The sequence below is a fragment of the Neobacillus drentensis genome, assembly GCF_036962765.1.
Lineage (GTDB): Bacteria > Bacillota > Bacilli > Bacillales > Cytobacillaceae > Neobacillus > Neobacillus drentensis_C.
Genome location: NZ_JBALOS010000067.1, coordinates 1 through 1261 on the forward strand (window position 1 = coordinate 1; position 1261 = coordinate 1261).

The window sequence follows — 1261 nt, forward strand, 5'->3', positions numbered from 1 at the left end:
CTATAATTCAACAAAATATAATGATTGTGAGGGGGAAAAATGAAGAAATGGTTTCCTCATGGGAAATGGACGAAATATTATGTATGGCTACACCATTATTCCATTGTATCCTTTTTAGTTCTCATGGTAACAGGACTTGCTCTTTATATCCCATTTTTTCATGTAAGGCTGATACGGTATCTATTCTTCCTTTATGATGCTCATATTTTCTTTGGAATCGTTTTTTTTCTGTCGTTATTATCTCCTATTGTGAAGAAGTTGCCAAAGGTGAACCGCATACGAAAAGTCGATTGGTTTATGCCAATATTTTTTGGTACAGCAATCGTTTTAACTGGATTTTCTTTGTGGAAGGTCAATTGGTTTCCCGCAAGCATAAGAGAGGCTGCCTTCGCTTGGCATGGGAATTTGTCTTATCTTTTAGGAATTTGGTTTATCTTCCATGGTTTCTTCAAAGCAACCGGAACACTATATCCCCAAACACACTTGACGAAAAAAATGGATTCAGAACGCAGACAATTTCTGCGATGGGGAGTTTCAGGATTAGTGATTGGTGCAATTTCAATGACTCCTTTCTCGAAGCTTTTCACTACACGCGAGAAAGTATCAACAGATTCGAGACCGGGGATACATGTGTTTCCGAAATATTTTACTGTGACAGACAACTATCCAAAGGTCTCGCTCAAAAAGTACCAGTTGAAAATTGACGGTCTAGTAACTACTAAAAAATCCATTACCTTGGATCAATTGACGTCTTTACCTGTTACAAAACAGATCAAAAATTTCCAATGCGTTACGGGATGGACGGTAACGGATGTGGAATGGGAAGGAATTCACATCCGCGAGCTTGTTTCATTGGTAAAACCCACTTCAGAAGCTTCATTCATCACCTTCTATTCTGCTGATGGGGTCTATACAGAAAGTTTATCCCTTAAAGAAGCGATGGAATCCGATGTTCTTCTAGCTTATAAGATGGACAATCAGCCGCTACGCGTCGAACAAGGTTTTCCGCTTCGATTGGTGGTGCCAAAAATGTATGGGTACAAATCTATCAAATGGGTAAATCGTGTTGAATTTGCATCCACTCGTATTCAAGGATACTGGGAACAACGAGGCTATCCTGCTGAGGCAACATTTTGAGCAAGTAAAAAATACAAGGTCTTTTTGGAATTACGGCTTTTACTTATTTAAGTCTTCTCTCCAACTCACTGATAGTAAAGAGGTGGGATAAAGGTTTATTTTAATTATCCGCTGCGAAATTTGG

Annotated in this window: 1 protein-coding gene; it reads left to right on the forward strand. The window is 38.9% G+C overall.

Annotation, left to right across the window (positions count from 1 at the left end; translation table 11 throughout):
- The first annotated feature begins 39 nt into the window (after positions 1-39).
- Entirely contained in the window at positions 40-1137 is a 1098-nt protein-coding gene (locus V7137_RS10290) for a molybdopterin-dependent oxidoreductase (protein ID WP_335697997.1), read from the forward strand.
- Positions 1138-1261 lie beyond the last annotated feature (124 nt).